This window comes from Phenylobacterium sp. (genome assembly GCF_031181185.1).
Taxonomy (GTDB): domain Bacteria; phylum Pseudomonadota; class Alphaproteobacteria; order Caulobacterales; family Caulobacteraceae; genus Phenylobacterium.
The window spans coordinates 12753-37226 of record NZ_JAPSKZ010000013.1 but is presented as its reverse complement, the minus strand read 5'-3'; the positions used below and the strand labels follow the sequence as shown (position 1 = coordinate 37226).

Annotated in this window: 23 protein-coding genes and 1 pseudogene; 11 read left to right on the top strand and 13 right to left on the bottom strand. The window is 71.3% G+C overall.

What is annotated here, in order from left to right; all coding sequences use genetic code 11:
- From RIF93_RS02935 to RIF93_RS02920, 4 genes are all read right to left on the bottom strand, one after another.
- A partial coding sequence (locus RIF93_RS02935; RefSeq protein ID WP_309088290.1) for a lipid II flippase MurJ occupies positions 1 to 379 on the bottom strand: 379 nt, incomplete at its 3' end.
- A gap of 88 nt (positions 380 to 467) precedes the next feature.
- Entirely contained in the window at positions 468 to 2207 is a 1740-nt protein-coding gene (locus tag RIF93_RS02930) for a DEAD/DEAH box helicase (protein ID WP_309088288.1), read from the bottom strand.
- A gap of 9 nt (positions 2208 to 2216) precedes the next feature.
- The gene (locus tag RIF93_RS02925; RefSeq protein ID WP_309088286.1) at positions 2217 to 5033 is read right to left on the bottom strand and encodes a [protein-PII] uridylyltransferase; all 2817 of its coding nucleotides are present in this window, start codon (positions 5031 to 5033) and stop codon (positions 2217 to 2219) included.
- A gap of 21 nt (positions 5034 to 5054) precedes the next feature.
- Positions 5055 to 5834, bottom strand: a complete 780-nt coding sequence (locus RIF93_RS02920) for a glycosyltransferase (RefSeq protein WP_309088284.1) — start codon at positions 5832 to 5834, stop codon at positions 5055 to 5057.
- A gap of 240 nt (positions 5835 to 6074) precedes the next feature.
- Between RIF93_RS02920 and RIF93_RS02915 the strand changes: the two genes are divergently transcribed.
- Positions 6075 to 6446: a hypothetical protein gene (locus RIF93_RS02915; RefSeq protein WP_309088282.1), complete on the top strand. Its 372-nt coding sequence runs from the start codon at positions 6075 to 6077 to the stop codon at positions 6444 to 6446.
- On the opposite strand, the gene mutS is transcribed toward RIF93_RS02915, so the two are convergent.
- The gene (gene mutS / locus RIF93_RS02910; RefSeq protein WP_309088280.1) at positions 6416 to 9103 is read right to left on the bottom strand and encodes a DNA mismatch repair protein MutS; all 2688 of its coding nucleotides are present in this window, start codon (positions 9101 to 9103) and stop codon (positions 6416 to 6418) included. The two genes, RIF93_RS02915 and mutS, sit on opposite strands and share 31 nt — an antisense overlap.
- 80 nt (positions 9104 to 9183) lie before the next feature.
- On the opposite strand from mutS, the gene RIF93_RS02905 reads away from it, so the two are divergent.
- The gene (locus RIF93_RS02905; RefSeq protein ID WP_309088278.1) at positions 9184 to 9726 is read left to right on the top strand and encodes a GNAT family N-acetyltransferase; all 543 of its coding nucleotides are present in this window, start codon (positions 9184 to 9186) and stop codon (positions 9724 to 9726) included.
- 64 nt (positions 9727 to 9790) lie between these two features.
- Positions 9791 to 10195 carry a GFA family protein gene (locus RIF93_RS02900; RefSeq protein WP_309088277.1) on the top strand — a complete coding sequence of 135 codons (405 nt, stop codon included), beginning with the start codon at positions 9791 to 9793 and terminating at the stop codon, positions 10193 to 10195.
- On the opposite strand, the gene RIF93_RS02895 is transcribed toward RIF93_RS02900, so the two are convergent.
- Entirely contained in the window at positions 10192 to 11145 is a 954-nt protein-coding gene (locus RIF93_RS02895) for an ABC transporter ATP-binding protein (protein ID WP_309088275.1), read from the bottom strand. The genes RIF93_RS02900 and RIF93_RS02895 overlap by 4 nt on opposite strands.
- 93 nt (positions 11146 to 11238) lie before the next feature.
- Here RIF93_RS02895 and RIF93_RS02890 point away from each other — a divergent pair, with 93 nt between their 5' ends.
- Positions 11239 to 11544 carry a zinc-finger domain-containing protein gene (locus RIF93_RS02890; RefSeq protein WP_309088273.1) on the top strand — a complete coding sequence of 102 codons (306 nt, stop codon included), beginning with the start codon at positions 11239 to 11241 and terminating at the stop codon, positions 11542 to 11544.
- Between the two features lie 3 nt (positions 11545 to 11547).
- Here the strand turns inward: RIF93_RS02890 and RIF93_RS02885 are convergent, their stop codons facing one another.
- The 4 genes from RIF93_RS02885 to hrcA form a co-directional block, all read right to left on the bottom strand.
- Complete coding sequence (locus RIF93_RS02885; RefSeq protein WP_309088271.1) at positions 11548 to 13476, bottom strand: alpha/beta fold hydrolase; 1929 nt, start codon at positions 13474 to 13476, stop codon at positions 11548 to 11550.
- A 28-nt stretch (positions 13477 to 13504) separates the two neighbouring features.
- Positions 13505 to 14623 carry a DNA polymerase III subunit beta gene (gene dnaN, locus RIF93_RS02880; RefSeq protein ID WP_309088268.1) on the bottom strand — a complete coding sequence of 373 codons (1119 nt, stop codon included), beginning with the start codon at positions 14621 to 14623 and terminating at the stop codon, positions 13505 to 13507.
- Between the two features lie 120 nt (positions 14624 to 14743).
- Positions 14744 to 15376 carry a nucleotide exchange factor GrpE gene (gene grpE / locus RIF93_RS02875; RefSeq protein WP_309088266.1) on the bottom strand — a complete coding sequence of 211 codons (633 nt, stop codon included), beginning with the start codon at positions 15374 to 15376 and terminating at the stop codon, positions 14744 to 14746.
- A 13-nt stretch (positions 15377 to 15389) separates the two neighbouring features.
- Entirely contained in the window at positions 15390 to 16457 is a 1068-nt protein-coding gene (hrcA, locus tag RIF93_RS02870; protein WP_309088264.1) for a heat-inducible transcriptional repressor HrcA, read from the bottom strand.
- 110 nt (positions 16458 to 16567) lie between these two features.
- Between hrcA and rph the strand changes: the two genes are divergently transcribed.
- Positions 16568 to 17284 (top strand): ribonuclease PH, encoded by a 717-nt coding sequence (gene rph / locus RIF93_RS02865; RefSeq protein WP_309088262.1) that lies wholly within the window; start codon positions 16568 to 16570, stop codon positions 17282 to 17284.
- Here the strand turns inward: rph and RIF93_RS02860 are convergent.
- Together RIF93_RS02860 and RIF93_RS02855 are read right to left on the bottom strand one after the other, a co-directional pair.
- Positions 17281 to 17517, bottom strand: a complete 237-nt coding sequence (locus RIF93_RS02860) for a helix-turn-helix transcriptional regulator (RefSeq protein WP_309088260.1) — start codon at positions 17515 to 17517, stop codon at positions 17281 to 17283. The two genes, rph and RIF93_RS02860, sit on opposite strands and share 4 nt — an antisense overlap.
- Position 17518: 1 nt before the next feature.
- Positions 17519 to 18049, bottom strand: a complete 531-nt coding sequence (locus tag RIF93_RS02855; protein ID WP_309088258.1) for a DUF2975 domain-containing protein — start codon at positions 18047 to 18049, stop codon at positions 17519 to 17521.
- 377 nt (positions 18050 to 18426) lie between these two features.
- On the opposite strand from RIF93_RS02855, the gene rdgB reads away from it, so the two are divergent.
- Entirely contained in the window at positions 18427 to 19026 is a 600-nt protein-coding gene (rdgB, locus tag RIF93_RS02850; protein WP_309088256.1) for an RdgB/HAM1 family non-canonical purine NTP pyrophosphatase, read from the top strand.
- Positions 19023 to 20327 carry a radical SAM family heme chaperone HemW gene (gene hemW, locus RIF93_RS02845; RefSeq protein WP_309088254.1) on the top strand — a complete coding sequence of 435 codons (1305 nt, stop codon included), beginning with the start codon at positions 19023 to 19025 and terminating at the stop codon, positions 20325 to 20327. The genes rdgB and hemW overlap by 4 nt, the downstream gene beginning before the upstream one ends.
- On the opposite strand, the pseudogene RIF93_RS20725 reads toward hemW, so the two are convergent.
- A pseudogene (locus RIF93_RS20725) lies at positions 20300 to 20743 on the bottom strand (glycoside hydrolase family 16 protein); the annotation flags it as partial. The gene hemW and the pseudogene RIF93_RS20725 sit on opposite strands and share 28 nt — an antisense overlap.
- Positions 20744 to 21129: 386 nt before the next feature.
- Between RIF93_RS20725 and rsmI the strand changes: the two are divergent.
- From rsmI to gshB, 4 genes are all read left to right on the top strand, one after another.
- Positions 21130 to 21993, top strand: coding sequence for a 16S rRNA (cytidine(1402)-2'-O)-methyltransferase (gene rsmI, locus RIF93_RS02835; protein ID WP_309088252.1), 864 nt, complete (start codon positions 21130 to 21132; stop codon positions 21991 to 21993).
- Positions 21990 to 22361, top strand: coding sequence for a YraN family protein (locus RIF93_RS02830; RefSeq protein ID WP_309088250.1), 372 nt, complete (start codon positions 21990 to 21992; stop codon positions 22359 to 22361). Before rsmI ends, RIF93_RS02830 begins: the two co-directional genes overlap by 4 nt.
- 25 nt (positions 22362 to 22386) lie before the next feature.
- A complete protein-coding gene (locus tag RIF93_RS02825) occupies positions 22387 to 23202 on the top strand; it encodes a transglutaminase family protein (RefSeq protein WP_309088248.1) in 816 nt (271 codons plus the stop codon).
- 178 nt (positions 23203 to 23380) lie between these two features.
- The gene (gene gshB, locus RIF93_RS02820; RefSeq protein WP_309088246.1) at positions 23381 to 24322 is read left to right on the top strand and encodes a glutathione synthase; all 942 of its coding nucleotides are present in this window, start codon (positions 23381 to 23383) and stop codon (positions 24320 to 24322) included.
- Positions 24323 to 24474: the final 152 nt, after the last annotated feature.

Below are 24474 nucleotides of genomic sequence, written 5' to 3'. Positions count from 1 at the left end.
GGGTCAGGACCACGGCCAGCTTGAACTTCGCCGGATCCGCCAGGAAGCCGTAGCTGTAGACCATCATCAGCCAGGGCATGGCCAGTTGGCAGACCACCGTCAGCAGGACGGTGAAGGCGGCGACCGTCACCAGGGCGTCCGAGGCGTAGCGGTCCGCCGCTTCCTGGCCCTCAGCCTCGAGCTTCTTGGCGTAGTCCGGCACGAAGGCGGCCGCGAAGGCGCCCTCGGCGAACATCCGGCGGAACAGGTTCGGGAAGGTCAGCGCGGTGTAGTAGGCGTCCGCGGCGATCGTCTGGCTGGCGCCCAGCTTCGCGGCGATCACCAGGTCGCGCGCCAGCCCCATGAACCGGCTGACCAGCGTCAGGCCCGAATAGATCATCGAAGAGCGGATCAGGCCGCCCTTCTTCGGGGGGATGTCGCGAACGGTCTCGGTCACCGGCCGTTGGTCGGCTGCATCGGGAAGGCCGTCAAGCGCGCTCGCGCTTGGGGCCCTTGCGGCCTTTCGGCGGGGGGCCGCGGTGGGGCGGCGGGCCCTTGCGATGGGGCGGACCCTTGGCGTGCGGCGGGCCGTTCCGCGGTGGGCCGCGGCGAGGCGGCGGGCGCTCGCCGGGCGGACCGGACGGTTCGACGCGCATCTCGGCCCGGTCGTTGTTGGCCACCGCCTCGCGGAAGCGGGCCTCGACGTCGGGGCTGATCTCGAACTTCGTCTCCCGGTCGAAGATGCGGATCTGACCGATGTCCTTCTTGGTCACGTGGCCGAGGCGGCAGATCAGCGGGACCAGCCACTTGGGGTCGGCGTTCTGGCTGCGGCCGACGGGCAGGCGGAACCAGACGCCGTCGCCGACCGTGACATTGGCCTCCCGCGGCGGCCGTTCGCGCGGGCCTGCGGGACGATCGGGGACGACCTCGAACATCTCCTCCGGCTCGGGCAGCCGGGCGCGGTAGAGGCGCACCAGCGCCGCGGCGACGGCCTCCGGGGCGCGGCCTTCCAGCACCTTGCGCGCCAGGGCGAGGTCCTCGTCGGACGGCGCCTCGGTCAGGATCGGGTCTTCCAGCATCCGCTGCTGGTCGCGCTCGCGGATCTCCTCGGCGGTCGGCGCGCCGGACCACTGGGCGTCGACGCCGGCCGACGCCAGCAGCATCTCGGCCTTGCGGCGGCGCGTGTAGGGCACGAGCAGCACCGAGACGCCCTTGCGCCCCGCCCGGCCGGTGCGGCCCGAACGGTGCAGCAGCGCCGCCTTGTTCACCGGCAGCTCGGCGTGGATGACCAGGCCCAGGTCCGGCAGGTCGAGGCCGCGGGCCGCGACGTCCGTGGCGACGCAGGCTCGCGCATGACCGTCGCGCAGCGACTGCAGGGCGTCGGTGCGCTCCTTCTGGCCCATCTCCCCCGACAACGCGACGACCGGGAAGCCGCGTTCGCGCAGCGCGCCATAGAGGTGGCGCACGGCCTCGCGCGTCGCGCAGAAGATCAGGGCGCTGGGCGATTCGAAGTAGCGGAGGATGTTGACGACGGCGTTCTCGAGCTCGTTCGGCGCGACCCGGACGGCCCGGTACTCGATGTCGCCGTGCGGCTCGTCTCGGCGAACCGTGTCGATGCGCACGGCATCGGTCTGGTACCGCTTCGCCAGGGTGACAATGTCCTTGGCCAGCGTCGCCGAGAACAGGAAGGTGCGGCGGGTGTCCGGCGTGGTGTCGAGGATTTCCTCGAGGTCCTCGCGAAAGCCCAGGTCGAGCATCTCGTCGGCCTCGTCGAGCACCACGACGCGCAGGGCCGAGAGGTCCAGGTTGCCCCGTTCGAGGTGATCGCGCAGGCGGCCAGGCGTGCCGACCACGATGTGGGCGCCGGCCGACAGCGCGCGTTGCTCGCGGCGCGCATCCATGCCGCCGACGCAGGTGGCGATCCGCGCGCCGGCCTCGGCGTACAGCCACTCCAGCTCGCGGGCGACCTGCAGGGCGAGTTCGCGGGTGGGCGCGATGGCGAGCGCCAGGGGAGCGGCGGCGGCCTCGAACCGCTCGGCCGCGCCCAGCAGCACCGGGGCGGCGGCGAGCCCGAAGGCGACGGTCTTGCCCGACCCGGTCTGGGCCGAGACCAGCAGGTCGCGGCCGGGTTCGGCCTCCAGGACGGCGGCCTGGACGGGGGTCGGTTCGGCATAGCCGCGTGCGGCGAGGGCCCGGGCGAGGGCCGGGTGGGTGTCAGGGAACGGCATTCAGGTCCTTTAACGCGCGACGCTGGCGCGCGCGCGCTGAAGATTGGCCCGGCGCGCCTGGGCCGTCTCGGCCTCGGCGTCGGTCAGGGCGGTGAGGAGGGCGCTCTTTAGCGCATTCCCCTTGCGCGCGTCGGTAAGTTTTCCGCCTGCGGCATCGACGACATAGAAGGCGTCCACCGCGCGCTCGCCATATCCGTCGATGTGGGCGGAGACGATCGAAAGGCCAGCGTCGGAAATCCGCCGGGCCAGCGCGGCCAGCAAGCCCGGCCGGTCACGGCCCGACGCCTCGACCACCGTGGACGTTTCGGAGGCCTCGTTGTCGAGCATGACGGTGGGGGTGATGGCGAAGGCGGCGGTGCGGCCCAGGTCCTGCGGCCGGCGCGGCTCGCGGGCCTGCGGCTCGCCGCGGGCGGCGGCCGCCAGCGCCTCGGCTAGGCGCGGCAGGGCGCGGGGGTCGTGGGCCCCGAACGGCGCGCCCGTGGCGTCCTGCACATAGAAGACGTCCAGCGCCTGGCCCACCCGCGAGGTGAAGACGCGGGCGCCCACGACGTTGGCGCCCGCGGCGGTGAGCTCTTCGGCCAAGTCGACGAACAGCCGCGGCCGGTCGGCGGCGGCGACCACCACCTCGGCGGCGTTCAGGTCGACCCGGATGCGGCCCTCGGCGGCGGCCCCGCGGTGGGCGGCCTTGGCGAGCCGGGCGTGCGCGGCCACCTCGGCTTCCGAGAAGGCGGTGAAGTAGGCGTCCTCCATGGCGTCGGCCCAGGGCTCGGCCTCGGGGTCGGCCTTGGCCAGGGCCACGCGGGCGTCGTAGGCGGCGTTCTCCTGATACCGTTTGAGCGCGGCGGCGGCGTCCGAGCCGCGGCCGCCGCGGAACACCGCCTCCGTGGCCGTATAGAGCTCGCGCATCAGCTGGCCCTTCCAGCCGTTCCAGACGCCCGGGCCCACCGCGCGGATGTCGGCCACCGTCAGCACCAGCAAGAGGCGCAGCCGTTCGGGGCTCTGCACGATGCGCGCGAAGTCGGCGACCGTGCGCGGATCGGAAACGTCGCGCTTCTGGGCGTAGTCGCTCATCACCAGGTGGTGCTCGACCAGCCAGGCCACGAGCTCGATCTTGGAGCGCTCGAGACCCAGACGCTCGCCGGCCTGTCGGGCGGCGCGAGCGCCCGCCACCTCCTGGCCGCCGGCTCCGCCCTTGCCGGTGTCGTGCAGCAGCATGGCCAGGAACAGCGCCTCGCGGTCGGCGATCAGCGGCATGATCTGGACCGCCAGCGGATGGTCCTCGGCCAGGCGGCCCGCCGCGATGTCGGCGATGACGCCGACCGCCCGCAGGGTGTGCTCGTCCACCGTGTACGAGTGGTACATGTTGAACTGCATCTGGGCGACGATGCGGCCCCACTCGGGGATGAACCGGCCCAGCACGCCGGCCTCGTTCATCAGCGTCAGCGTCCGCTGCGGATCACGGCCCCGGGCCAGGATGTCCAGGAACACCTTGGCGGCGTGGCGGTCGCGTCGGACGGCCGAGGTGATCAGGCCGGTCGCCCGCGAGGCGGCGGTGAAGGCGTCGGGGTGCAGGTCGAGGTTGCGCTGGTCGGCGATGCGGAACAGGCGCAACAGGTTGACCGGATCGCGCTCGAAGACGTCGGCATCGACGTCCAGACGGCCGCCCACTTCGTGGAAGCCCGGCTCGTCGAGGGGTTTGCGCTTCTGGTTGCGGCCCGGGAGGAAGCGGCTGATGCCCTTGGGCGCGGACTTCACCCGGTCGGCTTCCAGCTTGGCGGCGAACACGCGGGTGAGCGAGCCCACGTCCTTGGCGAAGAGGAAGTAGCGGCGCATGAACCGCTCGACGGCCGGCGCGTCGCCGCGGTCGCCATAGCCCATCCGCCGCGCGATCTCGGGCTGCAGGTCGAAGGTCAGGCGCTCTTCCGGCCGGCCGGTGGCGAAATGCAGGTGGCATCGGACCGCCCACAGGAAGTCCAGGGCCCGGATGAACGTCGACACCTCGCGCCGCTCGAAGATGGCGAGCTGCATCACCTTCTCCAGGCTCTCGCCGGGATGCAGGTACTGGGCGATCCAGAAGAGGGTGTTCAGGTCGCGCAGGCCGCCCTTCCCCTCCTTCACGTTCGGCTCGACCATGTAGCGGCTGGCGCCGGCGCGGGCGTGGCGGTCGTCGCGCTCCTTGAGCTTGGCGGCGACGAACTCGGCTCCGGTGCCCTTCACCACCTCCTTGCGGAAGCGCCCGACCAGCTCGTCGGCCAGCTTCTCGTCGCCGGTGAGCCGGCGGCCCTCCAGAATGGAGGTGCGGATGGTGAAGTCCTCGCGGGCGAGCTTCACGCACTCCTCGATGGTGCGCGAGGCATGGCCGACTTTGAAGCCCAGGTCCCACAGCGCGTAGAGCATGTACTCGATCACGCTCTCGGCGTGCGCCGTCTGCTTGTAGGGGCGTACGAACAGGAGATCGATGTCCGAGAACGGGGCCAGGGTGCCGCGGCCGTAGCCGCCCACCGCCATCAGCGCCAAACGCTCGCCCTCGGTCGGGTTGCGGGCGCGGAAGACGTGGACCGTCGTGAAGTCGTAGAGCGCCGAGACCACCTCGTCGGTGACGCCCGACAGCAGCCGGGCGGTTTCGATGCCGCCGGCGCCGTTCTCCAGCCGCTCCTTGGCGATCATCCGGCCGCGGAACAGCGCGCCCTTTAGGATCTCCAGCGCCGCCTTGCGTTGGGCGAGGTCGTTGCCCGCGTGCTCCAGCGCCGCGGCCGACAGCTGGCTCCGCAGCTTCACGCCGTCGACGACGTATTCCAGGTGGGTGGGCTTGAGGCGCGGCGGCATGGTTTTGGAGATATAGGCGATCTAGAGCGTCCGCGCCTCCGGTGCGAGGCGGGTCCAGACCTCCTCCAGCATCGGCCGGAACGCTGCGTAGGACCAGGCTTTCGCGGTGGAGAAGCCGGCCTCCCGCATCCGCTGCAGCGCGGGGCCGCCGCCGACGACGAGGTCCGCCGCCTGGGCCAGCGCGTCGGCCGCGGCCATGCAGTCGTCGTCCTCCACCCAGAAGCCGTTGCTGGCGTCCGAGTGCTCGCGTCCGCCCACGCCACGGAAGCCGGCGCAGATCGCCCCCGAGGCCATGGCCTCCAGCGGGGTCATCGGGGCGGCCTCCAGCCGGCTCAGGCAGAGGAACAGGGCCGAGGTTCCGAAAGTCTCGGCCACCTGCGCCTCGGGGGCCTCGTTGAGCTCCGACCAGGGAATCTCGGCGTGGCGGGGATGCATGCGCCGGAACATGTTGCGGATGATCTGCGCCTCGGCCGGCCGCTTGCGAGGCGTCAGGGCGATCTGCAGGCGTCGCGGCTCGCGTGGGCGGAAGACCCGCTCGTCGGCGAAGGACTGCACCACCTCCACCTGGGCGCCAGGATAGAGCCGGCGCACCGTCTCCGCGCAGACCCGGCCCGGCGTGATGAACACCGGCGCCCGCGCCGACGAGAACCTATCGACACCCGCGACGCCCACGTTCGCGAGCCCGAACTGGTTCTGGCAGAAGATCACCGCTCGGTTGGGCAGCCCCGCGACGTGGGCGATGGCGTTGGGCGCGTCCTCCGGCAGCACCAGGATGTCGTCGGGCCGGAAGGGCGTCCCCACCTCGACCGGGCAGCGGTGTTCGATCCAGGCGAAGCCCTGGCGACTGGTTGAGCCAGAGCACCGCGTCGAAGCCCAGCTCCCGCAGGGTCTCCACGTGCCGCAGGATCATCTTGTGGCCGCCGGCCACACGACCGGCCGGGAACGCGAGATAGACGATCCGGCTCATCTCCCGGGCAGTAGGAGACCCATAGCCTGCCTGCAAGCCTTCCCGCCGCGGCCGCCCGGCGTTATGCCCGCCCGATGGGCAGAGGATCATACAGGGGCGGCTCCACGCCGGTCGGCTGGAACGCCAACCTCTACGTGGCGCCCAGGCTGACCGGCCGCACCCGCAAGGGCAAGGCGCTGATCAAGGACCTCACCGCCCGGACCGCCCAGAGCCGCGCCGAACAGGCCGAGCAGGACGCCCGCGCCCGAAAGCGCCACGGCATGGCCCAGGGCAAGGCCGCCAAGCCCGCGCTCGTCACGACGACGGCCGCCAGCGTCGGCAAGTCGGGAATGGCGGACAAGGCTCGCAAACGGCTCAAGGCCGGGGGGCGTCAGGCGTTCAAGGTGACGGTCGTGCGGCGAAGGCGGTCGAAGACTCAGCCGCCGAGCAAGCCCTTGAGCCGATAAAGGGCGTCCATCGCCTCGCGCGGGCTCATGCCGTCGACGTCGAGGGCTTCCAGCGCTTCTTCGACCTTGCTGGGCCCGTACTTGGCCTCGGGCTCGGCGACGGCGGCGAACAGCGGCAAATGCTCTAGGTGGGCCGGGGCGCCCGCCTCCCGCTCGAGACGCTCCAGCACCTGCTTGGCCCGGGCGACCACCGCCGGCGGCACGCCCGCGAGCTTGGCCACCTGCACGCCGTAGCTGCGATCGGCGGGGCCGGGACCGGCCTCGTGCAGGAAGATCAGGTCGCCGTTCCACTCCTTGGCCTTCAGGGAGAGGTTCGAGACGTAGGCCAGCCGGTCCTCGAGAACGGCGAGCTCGTGGTAGTGCGTCGCGAACAGCGCGCGGCAGCGGTTCGTCTCGTGCAGCTGCTCGACGCACGCCCAGGCAATGGCCAGGCCGTCGTAGGTGGCCGTCCCGCGACCGATCTCGTCCAGGATCACGAGGCTGCGCGGCGTCGCCTGCGTCAGGATGGCGGCGGTCTCAACCATCTCCAGCATGAAGGTCGAGCGGCCGCGGGCCAGGTCGTCGCCGGCGCCCACGCGGCTGAACAGGCGGTCCACGATGCCGATGCGCAGGCGCTTGGCGGGCACGAAGCAGCCGGCCTGGGCCAGCACGGCCAAGAGCGCGTTCTGGCGCAGGAAAGTCGACTTACCGGCCATGTTCGGGCCGGTGACGATGGAGAGCCGGGCCGCGACGACGCCCGCGCCGTCGAGGCGGCAGTCGTTCGGCGTGAAGGCTTCGCCGACCCGGCGGACGGCGGCCTCGACGACCGGATGGCGGGCCGCCTCGGCCTCGAAGGCCGTGGAGCGGTCGACCACCGGCCGGGTGGCGCCCACGTCCTCGGCCCACTCCGCCAGGCCCGAGGCGACGTCCAGGCGGGCGGCGGCCTCGGCGGCGGCCTGGATGTCGGCGGCCACGGCGCAGGCGGCGGCGCGCCACGCCTCGAAGGTGTCGAGCTCGATGGCCAGCGCGCGCTCGGCCGCCTGGGCGATCTTGGCGTCCAGCTCGGCCAGCTCGACGGTCGTGAAGCGCACCTGGTTGGCCAGCGTCTGGCGGTGGATGAAGGTCGCGTTCAGCGGCGGCGCCATCAAGGGCTCGGCCGCCTTGGCGGTGGTCTCGACGAAATAGCCGAGGACAGCGTTGTGGCGGACCTTCAGCGCCACGCCGCTGTCAGCGGCGAGCCGGGCCTCCAGGGCGGCGATGACCCGGCGGCTGTCGTCGCGCAGCGCGCGCGCCTGGTCGAGCTCGAGACGCACGCCGTCGGCCACGAAGCCGCCGTCGCGGGCCAGCGCCGGAAGGTCGGGCCCCAGGCCCGCCACGAGCAGGTCGCGGAAATCGGCCAGGGCCGGGCGGCGGGCGAGATCCAGCGCCTCGACCGCCTGGGCGATCTCGGCCGGCAGCTCGACGAGCGGATTGGTCTTGGCAAACAAGCCGGCCACCGCGTCGGCCGTCGTCAGGCCGTCCCGGAGCGCTCCCAGGTCGCGTGGGCCGCCGCGGCCCAGCGCCAGGCGGGACAGCGCGCGCGCCATGTCCGGCAGGCGTTGCAGCGCCTCGCGGAGCTTCTGGCGGGTGGGCCGCGCCTCGCAAAACCAGGCGACCGCATCCAGACGCGCGTCGATGGCGGCGGGGTCGAGCAGCGGCCGGGCCAACCGCGAGGCCAGCAAGCGGGCGCCGGGCGCCGTCACCGTGCGGTCGATGGCCGCCAAGAGCGAGCCGTCGCGGGCGCCCGACGTGGCGCGCTCGATCTCCAGGCTGTTCCGCGTGGCCGGGTCGATGACCATGACGTCGGCCTCGCCCGCGCGGCGCGGCGCCGACAGCACGGGGAGCTTGCCGGCCTGGGTGGTCTCGAGATGCGCGGCGATCAGGCCCAACGCCGAGACCTCCGCGCCCGACAGCGGGCCGAAGCCGTCCAGCGTCTCGACGCCGTAGAGCCGCTTCAGCCGCGCCTCGGACGCGGAGGGCTCGGCCAGGGCGGAGGGCAGCGGCTGGACGAAGCCGCCGGCCGTCTTCAGGGCGGCGTTCACCGCCTCGTCGGCGAACAGGCGGTCCGGCACGAGGATCTCGGAGGGCCCGAGAGCGGCGAGCGTCGAGGCGAGGCCCGCGACCGTGATCGCCATGCACTCCACCTCGCCGGTCGAGAGCTCGACGCTGGCGACGGCCGCGGCGCCGGCGCGAACCGAGACGGCGGCCAGGCGGTTGGCCCCGCGGGCGTCCAGCAGGCCGTCCTCCGTCAGGGTGCCGGGCGTGACCACGCGGACGACGTCGCGGCGGACCACCGCCTTGGAGCCGCGCTTCTTGGCCTCGGACGGATCCTCCAGCTGTTCGCACAGCGCGACCTTGAAGCCCGCCCGCACCAGCTTGGCGAGATAGGCCTCCATGGCGTGGGCGGGCACGCCCGCCATGGGGATCGGCGCGCCGGCGTGCTGGCCGCGGGAGGTGAGCGTGATGCCGAGCGCCGCGGCCGCCTTCTGCGCGTCCTCGAAGAACAGCTCGTAGAAGTCGCCCATGCGGAAGAAGACCAGCGCGTCGGGCTGGCGCGCCTTGGCCTCGAAGAACTGCGCCATCACCGGCGAGGCGCCGGCGGCGGGATCGGGCAGGGTCTGGGGAGCTTGGGCGTTCATGCGAGCGCCGGACGTTAACGGTTGCAAGTGAGTCCCGCACCCCCTTGAACCCGCGCGAGAGAACGCCAAGCTGTGGATTGATGCCGCAGCCCGCCGTGGCGAACCCGCACGTGATCTTCCCCGCCGGCCCGGCGGACGCCGAGGCGCTGGCCTATGTGCACGTGACCACCTGGCGCGAGACCTACAAGGGCCTGCTGCCGGACGCCTTCCTGGCGCGGATGTCCGAGGCGGGCTTCGCCCGGCGCTTTCGCCGACAGTTGGCCGGGGAGGCCGGCGTGACCCTCGCGGTGGCCGACCGCTTCGGCCTGGTGGGCTACGCCCAGGGGGGACCCTCGCGGCGCGGCGTTCCGGGCGAGGGCGAGATCAGCGTGCTCTATCTGCTGCGGCAGGCGCAGGGCCGCGGGCTCGGGCGCGCGCTCCTGACCGAGACCGCCCGCGCGCTGGCGGCGCAGGGGGCGACCTCGCTGATGATCTCGGTGCTGCGCGAGAACTTCGGCGCGCGCGGCTTCTACGAGCACCTGGGCGGCGTCGCCGAACCGGCGCGACGCGAGCCTGGCCCCGGCGGGACTCCGTTGTATGAGGTGGCCTACGTCTGGCCGGACATCCGCGCCGTCGTCGGGTAAGGCTGCTGACAGACTGCTGTCAGCAGGGCGCTGCTAAGCCGTCCTTCAACGAAGGAGGGCCGACATGCTGAAGACCTATCACGGCAGCTGCCACTGCGGCGCGGTGCGCTTCCAAGCCGACATCGATCTCGCGGCCGGCACGGGCAAGTGCAACTGCTCGATCTGCACCAAGACGCGCAACTGGGGCGCGCTGATCAAGCCGGACGCCTTCCGGCTGCTGGCCGGCGAAGACGCCCTTTCGGACTATCAGTTCGGGGAGAAGCAGGGGCATCACCTGTTCTGCCGGACCTGCGGGGTGCGCCCGTTCGGCCGCGGCCACGTCGAGGCGATCGGGGGCGATTACGTCTCGATCAACCTGGGAGCCCTCGATGACGCCGATCCCACGGAGCTGGCCGAGACGACGGTGAGCTACGCGAACGGCCGCGACAACGCCTGGTGGGAGCCGCCCGCCGAGACGCGCCACCTCTAGACCTGCGCCGCCTCCTCGGCCGCATAGGTCAGGGACACGAAGACGTCCTCGAGATCGGGGTCCTCGGTCGAGATGTCCTTGATGTGGAGGCCCGACGCGCGGATTGCGGCCAGCACCTGCTCCACGCTGGACTGGCCGGTGCGGTAGCTGACCGAGAAGCCGCCGGATTTCAGGAGCTTGGTCTCGAACCCGGGCAGCGCCGGCGCGGCCGCCAGCGGCTCTTCGGGCGTCACCAGCACGTTGCGGGTGTCCATCCGGCGCAGCAGCGTCGTGGTGGGCTCGCAGGCCACCACCTGACCGCGGTTGATGATGGCGATCTGGTCGCAGAGCTCCTGGGCCTCTTCCAGGTAGTGGGTCGTGAGCACGATGGTCACGCCCTTGCGGTTCAGCTCCAGCACATAGTTCCAGAGCTGGCGGCGCAGCTCCACGTCGACGCCGGCCGTCGGCTCGTCGAGGATCAGGACCGGCGGGTTGTGGACCATGGCCTTGGCGACCATCAGGCGCCGCTTCATGCCGCCGGACAGTTGGCGGACGTAGGCGCCGGCCTTGTCCGCGAGGCCGAGGGCGGCCAGCAACTCGTCGGTGCGGCGCTCGGACTTCGGCACGGCGTACATGCCAGCCGCGACCTCCAGCGCCTCCCGGGGCGTGAAGAAGGGGTCGGCGGCGATCTCCTGGGGCACCACCCCGATGGCGGCGCGGGCGTCGCGCGGACGCTCGTCGATGTCGCGGCCCCAGATGGCGACCGAGCCAGAGGTCTTCCGCGTCAGGCCGGCCAGGATGTTGATGAAGGTGGACTTGCCGGCGCCGTTCGGACCCAGCAGGCCGAAGATCGCACCCCGCGGGATGGCGAGGTCGACGCCTTTCAGCGCCCGCATTTCAGGCGTGGTCTTGGTGGCGGCGTAGGTCTTGACCAGGCCCTTGGCCTCGATCGCGTATTCCGGAAGGTCCATGATCACCTGTCGTTGACGGCGAAAGCCGCGGTCGCATACCTAGGCGCGCGTCGCGCCTGAGCCAAGGACGCGGCTTCAGAGGTTGGTTTTTCGATGGCCCGCAAACTCGTCAGCGCCAAAAGCGCCAAGGTGCAGAAGAAGCCGGAGCCGGCGCCCGCAAAACCGGCGCTCACGCCCGACCTGCCGCCGCCCGAAGTGGTGCGCGTGCGTTCGAAGCGTGTCGCCTGTGACGGCGTCGGCGGCGCCCTGGGCCACCCGCGCGTCTGGCTCGAGATGGGCGAGGCCGACTTCGTCGAGTGCACCTACTGCGATCGCCGCTTCGTCCTGGCGGACGGTGCGAGCGGCGCCGAAGACGAACGCTTGGCGCCGGGCGTGTACGAAGGCAGCCACGGGCACTGAGCCCTAGCGGCCGAACACCTTCCTGAGGAACAGCGTCTCGGCCTCACGCTGGGCGTCGACGTTCTGCTTCTTGCGGAAGCCGTGACCCTCGTCCTTGGCCATCATCCACCAGACGTCGACGCCGTTCTTCCGCGCCTCGTCGGTCATCTGGCGCCCCTCGGTCCAGGGCACGCGCGGATCGTTGTAGCCGGCGATCACGAAGAGCGGCTTCTTCATCTTGGCGACTTGGCCGATGGGCGAGTCCTTCTCGAGGAACGCCCTCATCTTCGGATCCCGCTCGTCGCCGTACTCGACCCGCCGCAGATCGCGCCGATAGCCTTCGGTGTTGGCGAGGAAGGTCAGCCAGTTGGAGATGCCGACGATGTCGACGGCGCCGGCAAGACGGTCGTTGTAGTCGGCGAAGCTGGCCAGCGTCATGTACCCGCCGTACGAGCCGCCATAGACGACGACACGGCTGGCATCGAGGTCCGGCTGCGTGGCGATCCAGTCCAGCAGCGCGCCGATGTCCTTCACCGAGTCCCGACGCTTGAAGCCGTTGTCGAGGCTGACGTAGGTCTTGCCGTAGCCGGTCGAGCCGCGGACGTTCGGGACGATCACCGCGGCCCCGAGCTCGTTCACCCAGTATTGGACGCCGGACGAGAACTGCGGCCGTGACTGGCCCTCTGGCCCGCCGTGGATGCTGATGATGACGGGGGCCTTGCCGCCGCGCTTGGGCTTGTAGACCCAGGCGGGCACCTCCAGGCCGTCGAACGATTTGAAGCGCGCAAGGGTCGGCTCGACCATCGCCGCGGGATCCAGGCCGCCCATCTCGGAATAGGTCCAGCGGGTCAGCTTCGCGGGCTGCAGGTCCCAGACCCAGACATCGGCCGGCGAGGTCGCCGAGGCGAGGCCGACGGCCAGCCGCTGGCTGTCCGGGGAAAAGCCGAGGCCGGTCAGCACGCCGAGCGGCAGCTCCGGCTGAGGCAGCGCGCGGCGGGTGACGAAGTCCCGGACGACAACCTTGGACGCGCCGTCCTCGTTGACGGCGTAGGCCAGGGTGCGGCCGTCGTCCGAGAGGTCGAAAGCCTCCACGTCCCAGCGGCCGCCGTCGGCGACGACGGCGAACTTCCTGCTCGCCAGGTCATAGCTGACCAGCCGCGAAACCTCCGACCCTTCGTCCGACAGCAGCAGGATGGCCCGGCCATCAGGTGTGAACTCGCCGCCGGCGTAGGCGATCTGCTTCTTCGACGGGTTCAGCTCGACCGCCTGACCGCTCGCCAGGTCCAGAAGGAAGATCTTGGACGAGGTCACCGAGATGCGGCGGACGAGGAGCAGCTTCGAGCCGTCGGGCGAGAAGGCGACCGGAGACATCGCCCCCGTGCCTTCCAGCGCAACGCGGCGGGTGGCCACGTCGGCTCCGTCCATCACCATGATGTCGTAGTCGCCCGAGCCTGGCGTCGTGCGGCTCCACGCCAGTCGCTTGCCGTCGCGCGAGAACACGAAGCCGCTGTTGCGGGTCTTCGGCTCCGTGATCGCCGTCTCCCGACCCGAAAGGTCCATGAGGTAGGCTTGGTAGTATTCGGCGCCGCCGACGTCCCGGCTGAGGAGATAGCGCTCAGGCGCGTGCGGCACGCCGGCTGCGCCCGCGACCGGCTCGTCGAAGAAGGTCAGCTGCGTGCGCTGGCCGGCCGGCGCGGTGACGCGGTGCGCCTGGACCGTCTGCCCGAACCGCGTCGAGATCAGCATCGAGCCGTCGGCCATCCAGTCCAGGAAGCCCGCCGAGCGGGTGTTCTGGTAGCGCCGCAGCGCCTCGCGCACCTCGGGCGGCGTGACCGGCACGTTCTCGGTGACGATCTGCCCCTGTTCCCGCACCTCGACGGCGGGCTGGGCCTGGGCGCCGCCGACGACCGACAGCAGGACGAGCGCCCCGAGGGCGGCTGCGCAACGGAGCATTGTTTGGTCCCTTAGTGGAAGCCGCGCCTCACACCCGCAGCGGCATCAGGATGTACTGGACGTCGACGTCGGCCGGGTCGAGCACCAGGGCCGGATCGTTCGGGCCGCCGAAGCGCAGCTCGGCCTGCTCGCCCGAGATCTGATCGGTGATGTCCAGCAGGTAGCGGGCGTTGAACGACAGTTCGAAGGGCTCGCCGTCGTAGTCGATCTCGAGCTCTTCCACGGCCTGGCCGGCTTCCATGTTGCGGACGGTCAGCACCACGCGGCCGGGTTCGATGGCCATGCGCACCGAACGGCTCTTCTCGGCCGAGATGGTAGCGACCCGGTCGACCGCCTGGGCGAACAGCTTGGCGTCGACCATGACGACGCGGTTGTTGTCCTTGGGGATCACCCGGCCGTAGTCGGGGAAGTTGCCGTCGATGACCTTCGAGGTCAGCGCCGCGCCGCCCAGTTCGAAGCGAATCTTCTGCGGACTGACCTGCAGCTCGACCGACTCCCCGGCGTCCTCCAGCAGGCGGCGGGCCTCGCCGACCGTCTTGCGGGGCACGATGACGCCAGGCGCGCCGGCGGCGCCCTCGGGCGCCGGCATGTCGGCCAGCGCCAGTCGCGAGCCGTCGGTGGCCACCGCCCGCAGGCGCGGCGAGCCGTCGATCATGACGGTGTGGAGGTAGAGGCCGTTCAGATAGTAGCGCGTCTCCTCGGCCGAGATGGCGAAGCGCGTCTTGTCGATCAGCCGGATCAGGTCGTTGACGTCGACGCCCATGGCGCCGCCGAAGCCCTCGGCCGACATCACCGGGAAGTCGCCGGCCGGCAGGACCGGCAGGTTGAACCGCGAACGGCCCGCCTGGACGGTCAGCCGCGGGTCCTCGCCCGTGAAGCTCAGTGAGACGTCCGCGCCTTCGGGCAGCTTGCGGACGATCTCGTAGAGGGTGTGGGCCGGCGCGGTGATCTGGCCCGGCTGGTCCACCTGCGCCATCGCCTCGTCCACGATCTCCATGTCGAGGTCGGTGGCCGAGAACGTCAGCCGATCGCGTTCCGCCGACAACAGCACGTTCGACAGGATCGGAATGGTGTTGCGGCGCTCCACCGCGCTCTGCACGTGGCCGAGGGCCCGGAGCAGCGCGGCGCGTTCGATCGTCAGCTTCATTCTTAGGTCCCGGCTCGCCTCGGCCGCCCGCGAATCAGCCGGGGCGGCCCAAACCCCCGAAAGGAAGGGACTTGCGACATTAGCCAGATTTCCCCTCGGGGGAAGGGGCCGGGAGCCTGTTTAGGCGCGGGTATCCACAGAGCCGCCCTGATCGCCGTCCTCGTTGGCGGCGTAGGGGTTCTGCTGACCGCCGCCGTCAGCGCCGCCCGAGGCCGCGGCGGCCCCCTTGGCCGCGACCACCACCATGGCCGGACGAACGAGGCGGCCCAGCAGCTCGTAGCCGGGCTGCAGCACCTGGACGACCCCGCCGGGGGCCACGTCGGTCCCGGGCTGTTCCATCATCGCCTGGTGCTTGTGCGGATCGAATTTCTCGCCCTTGGCCGGGTCGATCTTCTTCAGGCCGTTGCGCTCGAACGCCGCCAGGAGCTCCTTGGCGGTCATCTCGACCCCGACGACGAAGTTCTTCACCGGCGCGTCGGCGTGGTCCGCCGGGGCGGCCGTCATCGCACGGTCGAGGTTGTCGGCGACGCCCAGAAGGTCGCGGGCGAACTTCTGGATGGCGTAGGCGCGGGCGTCGTTGGCCTCGCGCTCGGCCCGCCGCTTCGTGTTCTCGGCCTCGGCCGCGTAGCGGAGCACCTGCTCCTTCAGCGCCTGGTTCTCGGCCTTCAGCGCTTCGAGATCGGCGCCGTCGAAATCGAAACCGTCCTCCGCGCCAGCGGGGGCGCCCTCGGGCGGGGTGTTGTCTTCGGACATGTCCTACCTGGTCTTACGCGTTCATCACCTGGCCAAGCACGCGGGCGGTGTAGTCCACCAACGGAATGACCCGGGCATAGTTCAGCCGGGCGGGGCCGATCACGCCGATCGCGCCCACCACCCGCTGCGACCCCGTCATATAGGGCGCCGCGATCACCGCGGAACCTGAAAGCGAGAAGAGCCGCGTTTCGGCGCCGATGAAGATGCGCACGCCCTGGCCCTCGCGCACGCCGTCCAGCAGCTGGATAAGCTGCTCCTTCTGCTCCAGGTCCTCGAACAGCGATCGGACCCGCTCCAGGTCCTCGATCGCCTCGCGGTCCTCCAGCAGGTTCGCACGTCCCCGGACGATCAGGGCGCGCTCGTCGCCGTCGCCGCCGCTCCAGGCGGCCAGGCCGTCCTCGACCAGCCGGGCGGCGGTCTCGTCCAGCTCGCGCTTGGCCCGGTCCAGCTCGGTGCGGAGGTCGACCTTAGCCTCGGCCAGGGTGCGGCCGCGCATGCGCGCGTTCAGGAAGTTCGACGCCTCCTGCAACGCGGACGGCGTCACGCCGACCGGACGGCGGATCAGCCGGTTCTCCACCGTGCCGTCGTCGAAGACCATGATCGCCAGGGTCCGCTCGCCCGACAGCGGCACGAACTCGACATGGGTGACGCCTGCGTCGCGGATCGGCGTGACCACCACGCCCGCCCCGCCGGCCAGGCCAGACAGGATCTTCGAGGCCTCGTTGAGGGCGTCTTCGTAGTTTCGGCCGTGGGCGCGCAGGCGGGCCTCGATGTTGCGGCGCTCCTCCTCGGCGACGTCGCCCACCTCCAAGAGACCGTCGACGAACAGGCGCAGACCGGCGTGCGTCGGCAGCCGCCCGGCGCTGACGTGCGGCGCGCCCAGCAGGCCCAGCTGGGTCAGGTCCTGCATGGTGTTGCGGATCGAGGCCGGCGACAGCGGCAGGCCGGTCTTGGACAGCGTGCGCGAGCCCACGGGCTCGCCTGTTTCCAGGTAGCTCTCGACGATGCGGCGGAAAATCTCCCGGGCTCGCTCGTCGAGTTCGGTGAGCGTGGGCCCGCGGGCGAGGAACGGATTGGTCACGTCAGCTTGCGCACGGGTTGCGGCGCCCCATGGACGGCGCCTTGCGGGTTAGGATAAGCGCGGCCACCACCGGCGCAAGACGCCGAAGCCCCACTGGAAGTTCCCACGCCATGCGCCCCTCCGAACGCCGCCCCGACCTGCTCCGCCCGGTGACCCTGGAAACCGGCGTCAGCCGCTACGCCGAGGGCTCGTGCCTGGTCAGCTTCGGCCACACCAAGGTGCTGGTCACGGCGAGCCTGGAAGAGGGCGTGCCGGGCTTCCTGCGCGGCAAGGGCCAGGGCTGGGTGACGGCCGAGTACGGCATGCTGCCCCGAGCCACCCACACGCGCGGCCGCCGCGAGGCCGCCGCCGGCAAGCAGTCGGGCCGGACCCAGGAGATCCAACGCCTGATCGGCCGCAGCTTGCGCGCCGTGACCGACCTGAAGGCGCTCGGCGAGCGGCAGATCACCGTGGACTGCGACGTCATCCAGGCCGACGGCGGCACGCGCACGGCGGCGATCACCGGCGCCTGGGTCGCCCTGCGGCTCGCCACCCGGTACCTGCTGGACGAGGGCGTGATCGCGGCCGACCCGATCCTGGACCAGGTGGCGGCGATCTCGTGCGGGGTCTTCGCCGGAACGCCGGTCCTGGACCTGGACTACGAAGAGGATTCCAACGCCGAAGCGGACGCCAACTTCGTCCTGACCGGCCACGGCGACATCGTCGAGATCCAGGCGACGGGCGAGAAGCGCGGCTTCTCGGAAGCCGAGTTCGAGGCGCTGTTCAGCCTGGCGCGCAAGGGCATCGGCGAGCTGTGCGCCATGCAGCGGACGGCGACCGGCGGCTAGGCCTCGTCGTCCTCCAGCGGGTCCTCCGGGCCGGCCTCGTACACCAGCAGGTCACCCGGCTGGCAATCGAGCTCGCGGCAGAGCGCGGCCAAGGTCGAGAAGCGGACGGCGCGCGCCTTGCCGGTCTTCAGGATCGACAGGTTGGCGATCGTCACGCCCACCCGGTCGGCCAGCTCGGTGAGCGACATGCGGCGGTCCAGCAGGACGCGGTCGAGGTTCACGCGGATCGGCATGTCAGATGGTCAGCTCGGCTTCGCGGCGCAGGCGCGCGCCTTCACGGAACACCTCGGCCAGGACGAAGACGACCAGGACCGAGAACCAGGCGGTAAGGCTGAAGTTGGGCTCCACGTCCGTGACGTCGGGCAGCACCCAGGCGCCCACGGCCCAGAGGGCGTAACGGCCGAGCTCGAGGCCCGCGAGGATCGCGCCGATCAGGCGCAGGCGGGCGACGTTGTCCGGGTGGAAGGGATCGCCGGCGGTGAGCGTGGCGAAGATCCGGCGCAGGCACCCCACGATGACGAGGACGCCGGCCAGGTAGATGGCGAAGGCCAGGAGGCCCGTGGCGAGCACCGGTCCGCGGCGGAAGACCTCGTCGGCCTCCGGATCCACGGTGACGCCGGCCAGAAGGTCGGGATTGAAGCTGAGCAGCACGGCGGCGACCGTGATCAGGCCGGTGAGCGCCAGCAGCACCCAGAGCGCGGCGAACACCACGTCCAGGATGACCTTCAGGAAGCTGGAAACCGATCCCGGACCCAAGGTGCGCATATTAAGCCCCGCTTTGCGTCTGAACCCGCTGCGGCCGACATCAGCCTGGCCGTCAGCGGGTCGGACGAACCCCACGCGCCGAACCTAGATTTGCGCGGCGGCGATGGCCAGCATGGGGAAGGCGCCCAGCACGACGATGAAGCTCATGGCGGCGCGGTCGAGGAAGGACATGGCGTTGGCGAACATCTGAACTCTCCTTGGCTTTGATGCTGCGCTGCAGCATCTGTGTGGATCGGATACGCTTACTTGTTGTGATTATCGATATGGCCGCATCGTTTCTCGATCAAATGAATATCGAGTAACGATATTAAACTTTTGCAATGCAGCGCGGCGGGGGCGCGCTATGGTCCGCCGCTGGTAAAGACGGAGTTAAGCCGATGGCCTTGCGACTGGAGCCCGGGACCAAGCTGGTGGTCGCCACCCACAACCCCGGGAAGGCGCGCGAACTGGCCGAGATCCTCGAGGGTCGCTTCGAGTTGGTGACGGCCGGAGAGCTGGGTCTGCCCGAGCCCGACGAGACCGAGACCACCTTCGTCGGCAACGCCCTCTTGAAGGCCCGCGCGGCGGCCGAAGCGTCGGGCCTGATCGCGCTGGCCGACGACTCGGGCCTGTCGGTGGCGGCGCTGGACGGCGCCCCCGGCATCTATTCGGCGCGCTGGGCGGGACCGTCGAAGGACTTCACCGCGGCCATGCGCAAGGTGGAGGAGCGGCTGGAGGAAGCGGGCGCCGAGGATTTCGCCGCCTGGTTCACCTCCGCGCTCGCGGTGGCCTGGCCCGGCGGCCCGGCCGTGGTGGTCGAAGGCCGTGTGGACGGGACGCTCGTGTTCCCGCCGCGCGGCGACAGGGGCTTCGGCTACGACCCGATCTTCCGGCCCGAGGGGCTGTCGCACACGTTCGGCGAGCTGGAGCCAGCGGCCAAGGACGGCATGAGCCACCGCGCCCGGGCGTTCGAGAAGCTGAAAGCGGCGCTGTTGTGACCACCCCCGAGCCATTGGGCGTCTACGTCCACTGGCCCTACTGCGCGCGGATCTGTCCCTACTGCGACTTCAACGTCTTCAAAGCGCGGGGCCGTGAGGCGGAGGCCGAAGCGCTCGCCCGCGCCATCACGCTCGACCTGCAGGCCCAGCGCGAGCTGACCGGCCCGCGCGAACTGGTGTCGGTGTTCTTCGGCGGCGGCACGCCCTCGCTGATGGAGCCCGCCTGGGCGGCCCAGATCGTCGAGACCGCCGCCCGGCTCTGGACGCCCGCCGCCGACCTGGAGGTGACGCTGGAAGCCAATCCCACCGACGCCGAAGCCGGCCGCTTCCAGGCGTTCCGCGACGCCGGCGTGAACCGGCTGTCGCTGGGGCTACAGTCGCTGGAGGACGCCGCCCTGAAGCTGCTCGGCCGCAACCATGGCGCCCTCGAGGCGCGCCGGGCGGCCGAGACCGCGGCCGGCGTGTTCCCGCGGCTCTCGATCGACATGATCTATGCGCGACCCGGCCAGACGCCCGAAGCCTGGACAGAGGAGCTGCAGGCCGCAATCGACCTGGGCGCCGAGCACGTCTCGCCCTACCAGCTGACGATCGAGGCCGGCACCGCGTTCGACCGCGCGGTGCGGCGCGGGACCCTGGTTCCACCCGCGGAGGAGCCCGCGGCCGAGCTCTACGAGATGACCCAGGCCGTGCTCGACGCCGCGGGCTTCGAAGCCTACGAGGTCTCCAACCACGCCCGCGGCCCGGCCGCGCGCTCGCGGCACAACCTCGTCTACTGGCGCGGCCATGATTACGTCGGCGCAGGCCCCGGGGCGCACGGGCGCATCACCCGGGACGGCGCCCGCATCGCCACCCACGCCGCCGAGCGGCCGGCCGACTACATCCAGGGCGTGGGCGGGGCGCGCGAAACCCTGACGCCCGAGGAAGCCGCCGAGGAGCGCCTGCTGGGCGGCCTGCGCATCGCCGAGGGCGTCGGCTTCGAGGAGGTGGCGGCGCTGGGCCTTTCGCCGCGCAGCGCCGTCGTGCGCGATCTGATCGGCCTGGAGCTCCTCGTGGACGACCCCGCGCGACTGCGCGCGACCGGAGCCGGCCGGCGCGTCCTGGACAGCCTGACGGCGGCGCTGATCACCGCCGCCGAGTCGGAAGCGTACACCCTCACCCAGTCCACAAGCATCGTCGCTGGGAAAGCCGCCTCGTCCACGCCCTTGCGGCCGGCGCCTTCCGGCCAGCGGCCGCCGACCGCGAGGTTCAGGATCAGGTGGAAGCGCTGGTCGAACGGCGGCCGCGTGGGCTGCTGGAAATAGGGCTCCCCGTCCACCGACCAGGTCATCCGTTCCCTCGTCCAGTCGAGGGTGAAGACGTGGAAAGCGTCGATGTCCGGCAGCGGCGCCTTGCCGGTCCAGTGGCGGGTGGCCGCCAGCGAGCGGCCGTGGTGCAGAGCGCCGTGCACCTCGTCGCGGCAGCCCCGGCAGCGGACACCGAGGTTGACGGCCTCGGCGATGTCGATCTCGCCCGACAACGGGTAGGGCCCGTAGTTGTCGTGCTCGGGCAGCATCCAGATGGCGGGCCACATCCCCTGTCCCGCTGGCAGCTTCGACCTCACCTCGATGCGGCCATACAAGAACGACGCCTTGCCGCGGGTGGAGATGCGCGCCGAGGTGTAGGCCTGGGTCCTGCGCCCTCCGCCACCCAGCCTTGCCGGCAACGCGGGCCCGGTCATCCGCTCGCGCCGGGCAGTGATCCGCAGCAGGCCGTCGGACACCGCGACGTTTTCGGGCCGGTCCGTGTAGCACTGGCGTTCGTTGTTGCCGCCGCCCCAGCAGTCCACGTCGGCGGACCATTTGGCCGGGTCCAGCCCGGGCCCCTCGAACTGGTCCGACCAGATCAGGCGGGGCTCGGCCGTGGCCACCGCGGCGGCGGCGATGATCCCGATCATGGCGCCGTCCGCCGGGAAAGCTCGTGCGCCATCGTCACCGCCAACTCCAGAGCGCCTTGTCCGCCCGACCGTCAACGAGACAGACCGGGCGGCGGGTTCCGGCGCCGCCCGTCCGCTTGATCGCGGTTGCGCATCTTGCCTTCCAGGGCCGGACCGGCGAAGCCTCGGCCATGGCACGAACCCTGCCCCCGCCCGCCCTGGACGACGCGCCCCTGGCGCCGGGGCTCTATGTGGTCGCCACCCCGATCGGCAACCTGCGCGACATCACCCTGCGGGCGCTGGACGTGCTGGCCCAGGCCGAGCTGGTGCTGGCCGAGGACACCCGGGTCGCCGGCAAGCTGCTGCAGGCGTTCGGCCTCTCGGCCAAGCTCGAGCGTTGCGACGAGCACGGCGAAGCCCGCGCGATCCCGCGCGCCCTGGCAGCCCTGGAGGCGGGACAGCGGGTGGCGCTGGTGTCGGACGCCGGCACGCCGCTGGTCTCCGACCCCGGCTACCGCGTGGTGCGCGAGGCCGCGGCCGCGGGTCATCCGGTCATCCCGATCCCCGGCGCCTCGGCCCTGCTGGCGGGACTGTCCGTCTCCGGACTGCCGACCGACCGCTTCCTGTTCGCCGGCTTCCCGCCGCCGAAGTCGGCCGCGCGCCGCACCTTCCTGACCGAGCTTGCGGGCCTCCGGGCGACGCTGGTGTTCTTCGAGGGCGGGTCACGGCTGGCGGCGAGCCTCGCCGACATGGCCGAGGTGCTGGGCGACCGGGAGGCGGTGGTCTGCCGCGAACTGACCAAGCTCTACGAAACCATCGTGCGCGGGCCGCTGTCGGCGCTGGCGGCCGACCCGCAGTTCGAGGCGCCGAAGGGCGAGATCGTCGTGCTGGTCGCGCCCGGCCGAGAAACTGAGGCCAGCGCGGCCGACGCCGACGCCGCGCTCGCCGAGGCGCTCAGCCGGCTGAAGCCCGCCGACGCCGCCGCCGAGGTGGCCAAGGCGCTGGGCCTGCCCCGCCGCGACCTCTACCGCCGGGCGTTGGAGCTGAAGCGGTGAAGGCGCGGGCCGCCCGGGGCGCGGCGGCGCGGCTGTCCGGCCGGCGCGGCGAGGTGCTGGCGGCGCTGTGGCTCATGGCCAAGGGCTACCGCATCCTGGGCTTCCGGCTGAAGACGCCGGGCGCCGAGATCGACCTGCTGGCCAAGCGCGGCCGGGTGCTGGCCGTCGTTGAGGTGAAACGCCGCGCCAGCCTCGAGGCGGCGCTGGACGCGGTGGGCTTCGACCAGCGCGATCGCCTGCGCCGGGCCGCGGTCACGCTGGCCGCCCGCCGGCCGGGTCTTCAGGGTGCGTCGGTTCGCCTCGACCTGCTGGCCCTCGCGCCCGGACGCCTTCCTATGCATATTCCCGACGCCTGGAAGGGCGCCTGAGGGACGGATTCTCAGTTCTAGCCGCATGGACCGTGAAGAGGCCGAGACGATCCTGCTTGAAGCAGGGGCCGCTCCCGAGAGCGAATTCCCGTTGTTGGACGCCGCGATCGCGTGCGCCATGCACGAGGATCCCGCGCGCGATGCGGGCGTGGTGCGCGACCTGGCCCAGGCCGGCGTCCAGCGCCTGTCCGACCGCCTGAAGCGCGAGAGCGCCGAGGAAGCCCTGGCCGAGGCTATGGCCGGCGACCTGCGGCTGGCGGGCGACCTGTTCGCCACCGAAGGGCTCGGCAACGCCGACATCATCACCGTGGCCGAGACCCGCCGCGGATTGGCAGTGACCCTGGGCATCTTCTACCTGCACGCCGCCCGCCGTTGCGGCCTGACCGTGCAGGGCGTCGACTTCCCCGGCCACTTCCTGCTGCGGATCGAGACCGAGGAGGGGCCGCTGGCGCTGGATCCGTTCTCGGAGGGGCGGGTGGTCCTGCCGTCGGAGTTGACCCGGCGGGCGCTGCACGCGGGCCTGACCCCCAACGTCGCCGACCGGCTGGACCGGCTGATGGCGCCGGTCAGCGACCGGGCCGTCCTGATGCGGCTGCAGAACATCATCTACGCGCGCGCCAGCAACGTGCGCGACTACCCCCGCGCCGAACGCGCCGCCCTGCGCCGGGCGCTGCTGGATCCAGGCGACCACCGGCCGTGGCTCGACGTCGCTGCGGCCCGCGAGGGCCAGGGCGCTCTGGCCGGGGCGCTGGAGGCTCTGCAGCGGGCGACCTCGATCGACGGTGGGGCGGCGCTCGCCGCCCGCGCCCAGCGCGAGCGCGTCAGGCTCCGTCTCAACTAGCCTTGCCTTAGCTGGACCCCGCCGACACGCTCATCGAGATCGACGGCGCACGGCTCGTCGTCGTCGGCGTGAAGGCCGAAAGCCTGGGCTCCGGGACCATCGGCAACCGCTGAGCCGCTGGCGCTTGGGCGTCCGACCGCCTATCTCGCTGAACCTGAGCCGTCACGCGGGGAAGCGCATGTCTCTGAAAGTCGCCGTCCAGATGGATCCCATCGAGGGCGTGAACATCGAGGGCGACACGACCTTCCTGATGATGGAGACGGCGCAGGCGCGCGGGCACGCCCTGTTCGTCTACACGACCGACAAGCTGGCGATGGAAGACGGCCGCGTCTTCGCCCGCGGCCGCGACGTGCGGGTGCAGCGCGTGGCCGGCGAGCATGCCGCCCTCGGCCCCTGGCGCCGGGCCGAGCTGACCGAGTTCGACGTCGTGCTGCTGCGGCAGGACCCGCCGTTCGACATGCACTACATCGACACGACCTTCTTCCTGGAGGCGGTCCATCCGCAGGTGCTCGTGGTCAACGACCCGCGGGAGGTGCGCAACGCGCCCGAGAAGCTGTTCGTGACGAAGTTCCCAGGCCTGCAGCCGCCGACGCTGATCACCCAGGACAAGGAGGCGATCTACGACTTCCGCGCCCGGCACGGCGACATCGTCATGAAGCCGCTGAACGGCCGCGGCGGTTCGGGCGTCACCCGGCACCTGGCCGACGACCCGAACATCGACGCCATGCTGGAGCTGCACGCCCAAATCGGCCGCGAGCCGGTGATCGTGCAGAAGTTCCTGCCCTCGGTGACCAAGGGGGACAAGCGCATCCTGATCGTCGACGGCGAACCCGTGGGGGCGATCAACCGCGTGCCCGAGAAAGGGCAGATCCGTTCGAACCTGGCCGTCGGCGGCAAGGCCGAGCCGGTGGAGCTGACCGCCCGCGACCGGGAGATCTGCGCCACCATCGGGCCGGAGCTGAAGGCGCGGGGCCTGATCTTCGTCGGCATCGACGTGATCGGCGACTACCTGACCGAGATCAACGTCACCTCCCCGACCGGGGCGGTGGCGCTCAAACGGTTCACGGGGATCGACGCCACCGAGGCCATGTGGGCGCGGATCGAGGCTCTACGCGCCTAGCGCCGTGTTTGAACGGCTTGCCCGCGTCGGCTAGCCGACACCATCAAAAGAGGCCGCCAAGCCGCGGAGATGGCTGACTTTCTCAGAAAGTTCTATTTCTGTTCTTGATCCAGGCCAAGCTTCGTGCTGCTGTTTGTGGATAAGTCGCGGAC

Bases quoted from the DNA above. Each gene is read 5' to 3' on its own strand.
- grpE (WP_309088266.1), bottom strand. From the start codon at position 15,376: ATGTCCGAAGACAACACCCCGCCCGAGGGCGCCCCCGCTGGCGCGGAG.
- RIF93_RS02925 (WP_309088286.1), bottom strand. From the start codon at position 5,033: ATGCCGCCGCGCCTCAAGCCCACCCACCTGGAATACGTCGTCGACGGC.
- RIF93_RS02900 (WP_309088277.1), top strand. From the start codon at position 9,791: ATGCTGAAGACCTATCACGGCAGCTGCCACTGCGGCGCGGTGCGCTTC.
- RIF93_RS02855 (WP_309088258.1), bottom strand. From the start codon at position 18,049: ATGCGCACCTTGGGTCCGGGATCGGTTTCCAGCTTCCTGAAGGTCATC.
- RIF93_RS02905 (WP_309088278.1), top strand. From the start codon at position 9,184: ATGCCGCAGCCCGCCGTGGCGAACCCGCACGTGATCTTCCCCGCCGGC.
- gshB (WP_309088246.1), top strand. From the start codon at position 23,381: ATGTCTCTGAAAGTCGCCGTCCAGATGGATCCCATCGAGGGCGTGAAC.
- RIF93_RS02890 (WP_309088273.1), top strand. From the start codon at position 11,239: ATGGCCCGCAAACTCGTCAGCGCCAAAAGCGCCAAGGTGCAGAAGAAG.
- RIF93_RS02825 (WP_309088248.1), top strand. From the start codon at position 22,387: ATGGACCGTGAAGAGGCCGAGACGATCCTGCTTGAAGCAGGGGCCGCT.
- dnaN (WP_309088268.1), bottom strand. From the start codon at position 14,623: ATGAAGCTGACGATCGAACGCGCCGCGCTGCTCCGGGCCCTCGGCCAC.
- RIF93_RS02915 (WP_309088282.1), top strand. From the start codon at position 6,075: ATGGGCAGAGGATCATACAGGGGCGGCTCCACGCCGGTCGGCTGGAAC.
- RIF93_RS02860 (WP_309088260.1), bottom strand. From the start codon at position 17,517: ATGCCGATCCGCGTGAACCTCGACCGCGTCCTGCTGGACCGCCGCATG.
- RIF93_RS02895 (WP_309088275.1), bottom strand. From the start codon at position 11,145: ATGGACCTTCCGGAATACGCGATCGAGGCCAAGGGCCTGGTCAAGACC.
- RIF93_RS02885 (WP_309088271.1), bottom strand. From the start codon at position 13,476: ATGCTCCGTTGCGCAGCCGCCCTCGGGGCGCTCGTCCTGCTGTCGGTC.
- rdgB (WP_309088256.1), top strand. From the start codon at position 18,427: ATGGCCTTGCGACTGGAGCCCGGGACCAAGCTGGTGGTCGCCACCCAC.
- RIF93_RS02930 (WP_309088288.1), bottom strand. From the start codon at position 2,207: ATGCCGTTCCCTGACACCCACCCGGCCCTCGCCCGGGCCCTCGCCGCA.
- rsmI (WP_309088252.1), top strand. From the start codon at position 21,130: ATGGCACGAACCCTGCCCCCGCCCGCCCTGGACGACGCGCCCCTGGCG.
- rph (WP_309088262.1), top strand. From the start codon at position 16,568: ATGCGCCCCTCCGAACGCCGCCCCGACCTGCTCCGCCCGGTGACCCTG.
- mutS (WP_309088280.1), bottom strand. From the start codon at position 9,103: ATGAACGCCCAAGCTCCCCAGACCCTGCCCGATCCCGCCGCCGGCGCC.